This is a genomic window from Methylobacterium crusticola (genome assembly GCF_003574465.1).
GTDB classification, from domain to species: Bacteria; Pseudomonadota; Alphaproteobacteria; order Rhizobiales; family Beijerinckiaceae; genus Methylobacterium; species Methylobacterium crusticola.
The window spans coordinates 1-6,060 of record NZ_QOWC01000325.1 but is presented as its reverse complement, the minus strand read 5'-3'; the positions used below and the strand labels follow the sequence as shown (position 1 = coordinate 6,060).

General features: G+C 74.1%; 6 protein-coding genes, 1 other RNA gene and 1 pseudogene. 2 read left to right on the top strand and 6 right to left on the bottom strand.

Going from position 1 to position 6,060, the window contains the following annotated elements; translation table 11 throughout:
• The 5 genes from DT057_RS33665 to rnpB all read right to left on the bottom strand — a co-directional run.
• Positions 1 to 211: Mur ligase domain-containing protein (locus DT057_RS33665; RefSeq protein ID WP_244937429.1), on the bottom strand; the 211-nt coding region annotated here is incomplete at its 3' end.
• Entirely contained in the window at positions 208 to 2,022 is a 1,815-nt protein-coding gene (locus tag DT057_RS33660) for a peptidoglycan D,D-transpeptidase FtsI family protein (RefSeq protein ID WP_407068088.1), read from the bottom strand. The genes DT057_RS33660 and DT057_RS33665, both read right to left, overlap by 4 nt.
• Before the next feature lie 6 nt (positions 2,023 to 2,028).
• Complete coding sequence (ftsL, locus tag DT057_RS33655; RefSeq protein ID WP_128566359.1) at positions 2,029 to 2,511, bottom strand: cell division protein FtsL; 483 nt, start codon at positions 2,509 to 2,511, stop codon at positions 2,029 to 2,031.
• Positions 2,508 to 3,542, bottom strand: coding sequence for a 16S rRNA (cytosine(1402)-N(4))-methyltransferase RsmH (rsmH, locus tag DT057_RS33650; RefSeq protein ID WP_128566358.1), 1,035 nt, complete (start codon positions 3,540 to 3,542; stop codon positions 2,508 to 2,510). Before rsmH ends, ftsL begins: the two co-directional genes overlap by 4 nt.
• Before the next feature lie 409 nt (positions 3,543 to 3,951).
• An RNA gene (rnpB, locus tag DT057_RS33645) (RNase P RNA component class A) lies at positions 3,952 to 4,375 on the bottom strand.
• A 142-nt stretch (positions 4,376 to 4,517) separates the two neighbouring features.
• Between rnpB and DT057_RS35805 the strand changes: the two genes are divergently transcribed.
• The gene (locus DT057_RS35805; RefSeq protein WP_162501597.1) at positions 4,518 to 4,688 is read left to right on the top strand and encodes a hypothetical protein; all 171 of its coding nucleotides are present in this window, start codon (positions 4,518 to 4,520) and stop codon (positions 4,686 to 4,688) included.
• A 49-nt stretch (positions 4,689 to 4,737) separates the two neighbouring features.
• On the opposite strand, the gene DT057_RS33640 is transcribed toward DT057_RS35805, so the two are convergent.
• Positions 4,738 to 5,178 (bottom strand): VOC family protein, encoded by a 441-nt coding sequence (locus DT057_RS33640; RefSeq protein WP_128566357.1) that lies wholly within the window; start codon positions 5,176 to 5,178, stop codon positions 4,738 to 4,740.
• Between the two features lie 402 nt (positions 5,179 to 5,580).
• Between DT057_RS33640 and DT057_RS33635 the strand changes: the two are divergent.
• Positions 5,581 to 6,060: pseudogene (locus DT057_RS33635) on the top strand (hypothetical protein); the annotation flags it as partial.

Sequence of the window (6,060 nt, the reverse complement as noted above, 5' to 3'; positions counted from 1 at the left end):
GCGGCCCCTCCGCCACCATGGCGGCGGCGCCCGCCGCGGCGGCCTGCGCGGCGAAGCGGCGGCCGTCGGCGGCGCTGCCCGGCACCGCCACGAACACGACGCCCGGCGCGACCGTGCGGCTGTCGGCGGTGAGCCCGGCGACCGGAAGCGCCGCCGGCGCGCCCCGCGCCTCCGGGAACAGGGCGCCGAGGGTGAGCCCGTCCCGGCTCATCGCCCGTCGACCTGGTTGGCGTGGTAGGCGCCGAGCTTGACCATCAGCGGGAACGGCCTCACCGGCGGGTCGAATTGCGGCGGCAGGCCGAGGATCGGCGCCACCCGGGCGATGACGCGGCCGGTCACGACGCCGGAGTTCCAGGCGGCCGTGGCGTAGCCGCCGGATTCCGCGGCCACGGCCTGCGGCTCGTCCATGATGGTCACGAACAGGTACTTGGGCTTGTCCATGGGCGCCGCCGCCATGAAGGTCGTGAACAGGCGGTTCTTGACGTAGCGGCCGCGGATCACCTTCTCGGCCGTGCCGGTCTTGCCGCCCACGAAGTAGTACGGGATCGCGGCCTTCTTGGCCGAGCCCTCGACCGCGTTGAGCCGCATGATGAAGCGCATCGCCTCGCTGGTCTGGGGCGAGAGCACCGGGACCGCCTTCTCGCGCGCCTCGGCCTCGCCGCGCTTGAGGAAGGTCGGGGTCATCAGGAAGCCGCCGTTGGCGATGGCGGCGACCGCCGCCGAGGCCTGGAGGGGCGCCACCGCGAGGCCGTGCCCGAACGCGATCGTGATGGTGTTGATCTCGGTCCAGCGCGGCGGGATGATCGGCTCGGCGCTCTCGGGCAGCTCGGTGCGCAGGCGGTCGAGGAGGCCCATCTTGCGCAGGAAGGCCTTGTGCCCGGTGACGCCGATGCCGAGCGCCATCTTGGCCGAGCCGATGTTGGAGGAGTGGGTGAACACCTCCGGCATGGTGATGACCCGGTTCGTCCCGTGGTACTCGTGGATCTTCTGCCGGCCCCAGTTCAGCACGCCGCCGCGGGTGTCGAACGTCGAGTTGACGCTGTACTTGCCGGAATCGAGCGCCATCGCCAGCGTCATGGCCTTGAAGGTCGAGCCCATCTCGTAGACGCCGACGTTCATGCGGTTGATGCGGTCGGGGCTGAGGGCGTCCGCCGGGTCGTTCGGGTCGAAGTCGGGCAGCGACGCGAGGGCGATCACCTCGCCGGTGGTCACGTCGAGGATCAGGCCGGCCGCCGCCTTGGCGCGGTAATGCTCGAGGCCCCAGGCCAGCTCGTCGCGCACCGCGTGCTGGGCGCGCAGGTCGATGGAGAGCTGCACGGGCGCGAGGTCCGCCGCCTTCTCGATGAAGCCCAGGCTGTTGAGGTCCTTCAATCCCGTCTTGTCGATGTACTTCTCGATCCCGGCGATGCCGACGTTGTCGAGGTTGGCGAAACCGAGCACGTGCGCGGCCGCGGTGCCGTTGGGATAGACCCGCTTGTGGTCGGGCAGGAAGCCGACGCCCGGGATGCCGAGGCGGTGCACCTCGGCCTGCTGCTTGGGCGTGATCTCGCGCTTGACCCAGACGAAGCCCTTCTTCGAGGACAGCTTCTCGCGCAGGTCGCGGGCGTTGATCTCGGGCAGGACCGCGGTGAGCAGCTCCACCGCCTCGTCCTTGTCGTAGATGTTCTTCGGCTCGGCGAAGATCGAGACGGTGCGGATGTCGGTGGCCAGGATCTCGCCGTTGCGGTCGAGGATGTCGGGCCGGATCTGCGTGGTGCCGCCGGCCTCCGCGCGCCGCGCCGAGGCGGTGACCGGGTCGTCCGGGAACGACGCCATCACGACGAGGCGGCCCATCAGCGTCGCGAAGACCGCGCCGAACACCAGGGTGACGAGGCCGACCCGGGCGGCGCTGCGCTCGACCGACAGGCGGAACATCGCCCGCGCGCCCGTGCGCAGCGTGGCGAGCAGGGCGGGCCGCGCGGCCTGGCCGGGCACCGGAGCGGGAGCGTCGTCTCGAGCGTCGTCGGGAGCGGCCTGGGACACGGGCACTTACCTCGTCGCCGTCGGGGTGCGGGTGGATGCGGGGCGGACGGGCGTCGGCCGGGCGGACGTCGCCCGGGCGGCGGTGGAGCCGGTCGTGCGCGGCTCCTCGGCCGGCCGGCTCGTCGTCGGGCCCGGCTTGTCGCGGGCCGCCGGGGTCGCCGTGGCGGTGAGCCCGAGCGCCTCGAGCTTGCGGGCGATCTCGTCGCCGCGGTCGGGGCGGGCCGGAAGGTCGGCCAGGCGCCCGAGATGGACGGTGCCGACGGGCTCGAGCGTCAGGTACTTGTCGACCGCCGCCTGGAGGCGGTCCGGCCGGGTCAGGAGCTGCCACTCGGCCCGCAGGACCGCGACCGCCTCGCGCTCCTTGCGCAGGCGGGTCTTCAGCTTGGCCACCTGCTCGGCCTGGTAGAGCGTGTCGTACTTGATCGAGTAGGCGTAGATGGCCGAGGCGATCAGGCCCGCGATGGCGGCGAGGTGCAGAAGTCGGATCACCGGTGGGTCCCTCCCCGTTCGCGGGTCGCCGGCAGGGCCGCCAGGACGGCGAGCGCCGCGAGCGGCTCGGGGACGGGGGCGGCGGTGCGCTCGCCCGCCCGGAGCTTGGCCGAGCGCGCCCTAGGGTTGCGCCGGCACTCCGCCTCGCTCGGCCCGACCGGTCCCTTCGTCACCAGCGCGAAGCTCCGCGGGGCGGGCTGCGCCGCCATCGGCAGGTGCCGGGAGGCCGCGACCGCGCGGCCGCTGCGGGTCGACAGGAACTGCTTGACGATGCGGTCCTCGAGGGAGTGGAAGCTCACCACCGCGAGGCGCCCGCCCGGGCGCAGGATGCGCTCGGCCGCGTGCAGCGCCCGCTGCAGCTCGCCGAGCTCGTCGTTGACCGCGATGCGCAGGGCCTGGAAGGTCCGGGTCGCCGGGTGGATCCCGCTGCCCGGCTCCGCCCGCACCACGCCGGCGACGATCTCGGCGAGGGCGCCGGTGGTCTCGATCCGGGCGCGCCGGCGCGCCTCCAGGATGGCGCGGGCGACCGCCCGGGCCCTGCGCTCCTCGCCGTAATGGTAGACGATGTCGGCGAGGGCGGCCTCGGAGGACTCGTTGACGAGGTCGGCGGCGCTCGCGCCCGCCGCCTCCATGCGCATGTCGAGGGGGCCGTCGTGGCGGAACGAGAAGCCCCGCTCCGGCCGGTCGAGCTGCATCGAGGACACGCCGACGTCGAGGACGACGCCGTCGACGGCAGCGTGGCCGCGGTCCCGCGCCAGGGCGTCGAGTTCCCCGAAGCGGCCCTGCGCCAGCGCGAGGCGGCCGGCCGAGTCCTCGGCGAGCGCTTGCCCGGCCGCGATCGCGCTCGGGTCGCGGTCGATCCCGAGCACGCGGTTCTCCGGATGGGCCGCCAGCATCATCCGCGTGTAGCCGCCCGCCCCGAAGGTGGCGTCGATCAGCGTGGCCGGCCCCTCGCCGAGGCGCAGGGCCGTCGCCACCTCGTCGAGCAGCACCGGGACGTGGGGGGCGGCGCCGGCGGGGGGCACGCTCATCGCGGCCCGCGCCTCGCGCCGGCCGACGGGATCGCGCGCCGCCTCGCGACGGCGCCAACGCACGCGTGCAGGTCCATGGTTCTCCGCATTCCGCACGGGCCGCGCCGGGGCCGGCCGGGATGGGCGCGCATGCGCCGATGCGCCCACGCCAAACGCCGGCACGCGGCCGGAACGCCTGCGCGTGCAGGGTGCGACCGCCGGTCCGTGAATCGCCGTGGACGGGGTGACTCGGGCTACCATGGGCCTTCGGGGCTCGTCAACGCGAGGGTGCGCGGCCGGCGGGGCCGGACCGGCCCCCATGAGAGGCCAGCAAGGTTAACGAAAGCTTGAGCTTTTCGCCCCGAATGCAGCGCCCGCCCCGGGTCGTGCGCGCGGCGCGGCGGGACCGGGGACGGGCGGCGTCAGGGGCGGGATCAGCCGGCCTGTAAGCCGGGTTCTGTAGGGCCCCGGGGATACCCGCAAGGGTCCCCAGGACGTGGCGGCCATTCCTCTGGGACGGCCGTTGCCGGCCGCCTCGAGCAACCAACCCGGGCGACGGGCCTGGAGATCGGGCCTGCCCCGGCACGGGGCCGGGACGTGTCGCCCCTATTCGGTCTTGCTCCCGGTGGGGTTTGCCGTGCCGTCCGCGTTGCCGCGTCCGCGGTGCGCTCTTACCGCACCCTTTCACCCTTACCGCGCGCGGCCCGTGGGCCGCGGCGGCGGTCTGCTCTCTGTGGCACTGTCCCTGGGGTCGCCCCCGCCGGACGTTATCCGGCACCGTCTCTCCATGGAGCCCGGACTTTCCTCCCCGGCCCCGCTCGCGCGGGGACCGGAGCGGCCGCCCGGCCGGCTGATGGCGCCGATGTGCGACGCGCCGCCGCCGCCGTCAAGCCGGTTCCGCCCGGGCGCGAGCCGGGTTGCCGGGCCGCCGGCCGCCCCTACCTGCCGCCGCAAGGCCGCCCGGCGCGGCGGCCGCTCACGAGCGGAGGCGACCCCATGAGCGAGAACGGTGAGTCGGGTTGGACCCTGGAGACCGTGCAGCAGCTGAAGGCCATGGCCCGGGAGGGCGTGCCGGCCTCGGTGATGAGCCTGAAGCTGAAGCGCCCGGTCACGGCGGTCCACGCCAAGCTGGCCCAGCTCGGCATCACGCCGGCGTCCGAGGCGTGAGGTCGCGCGGGCGGGCCGGCGACGGCCCGTCCGCACGGGGCCGGGGCGCCTACCAGCTCCCGGTGTTCTGCATCGAGGCCCAGGGCTCCTGGGGCGGCTTCGCCCCGCCCTTCTGCAGGATCTCGATCGAGATGCCGTCGGGCGAGCGCACGAACGCCATGTAGCCGTCCCGGGGCGGCCGGTTGATGGTGACCCCGGCATCGTGCAGGGCCTGGCAGGTCGCGTAGATGTCGTCGACCTGGTAGGCGAGGTGCCCGAAGTTGCGCCCGCCCGCGTACTCCTCCGGGTCCCAGTTGTAGGTCAGCTCGAGCAGCGGCGCCTTCGTCTCCCGGGCGCGGGCGGCATCCCCCGGCGCGGCCAGGAACACCAGGGTGTAGCGGCCCTTCTCGCTCTCGACGCGACGCACCTCCTCGAGCCCGAACTTGGTGCAGTAGAAGTCGAGGGCGCGGGTGAGGTCGGCGACGCGGACCATCGTGTGCAGGTATTCCATCGGCCTATCATCCCCTTGCTCGGACACGGCTGTCCCGGATCGGATCGCTGCCCTGCCGGCGCATCCGCGGCGCCGGGAGCCGTGCGCGTAGGGCACCTAGTGCGCTCCCCGCCCGAGGGGAGAGCGGCCCGGCCGGCGCGCGGGCGGTCCCCTCCGGAGCGTGCTCCCGGGCGCCCGTGCGGCCCGGGCCGCCCGCCGGGCCGCGCCGCGGGGCCGGGCCCGCGCTCGAACCCACAGGATTCTTGAACCGCTCCTCCTCGCCTAACCCGTTGCCGCCGCACGGCTGTTCCAGATCGACCGCCTCACCATATATTCACGCACCCTGCGCAGGTGCCGAGCGCCCGTGTTACAACGCGGGCGTTGGCGTCGGCGCAGGACGCGCCTCACTTGAGAGACCGTGCATTGCTCTCCTCGATTTTCGGAACGGACGGGTCGCCCCTGGTCTCCTACCTGGTCGTCTTCCTGATCATGGTGGTGCTTCTCAGCCTGTTCGCTTTCGGGGCGAAGCGCTTCGCCCGCGGCCGACTGACCCTGGGCAACGGCAGCGGGACCCGGGGGCGGCCGCCGCGGCTCGGCATCGTGGACATCTACGAGCTCGACCGGCAGCGCCAGCTCATCCTCCTGCGGCGCGACAACGTCGAGCACCTGCTGCTCGTCGGCGGCCCCAACGACATCGTGGTCGAGCGCAACATCGTGCGGACCTCCGGGGCGCGGGTCGCGGCGGAGCTCGCGGACCGCGGCGAGGCGCCCGCCGAGGCGCCGCTGCCGCTCCCCGGGGCCGGCGAGCCGGCGACGCTGCCGCCGCCCTTCCCGGAGCCCCCGGCGGTCGAGGGGCCGTCCCCGTCGTTCCAGGCGATGTTCCCGCCGGCCCCGGAGCCCGTG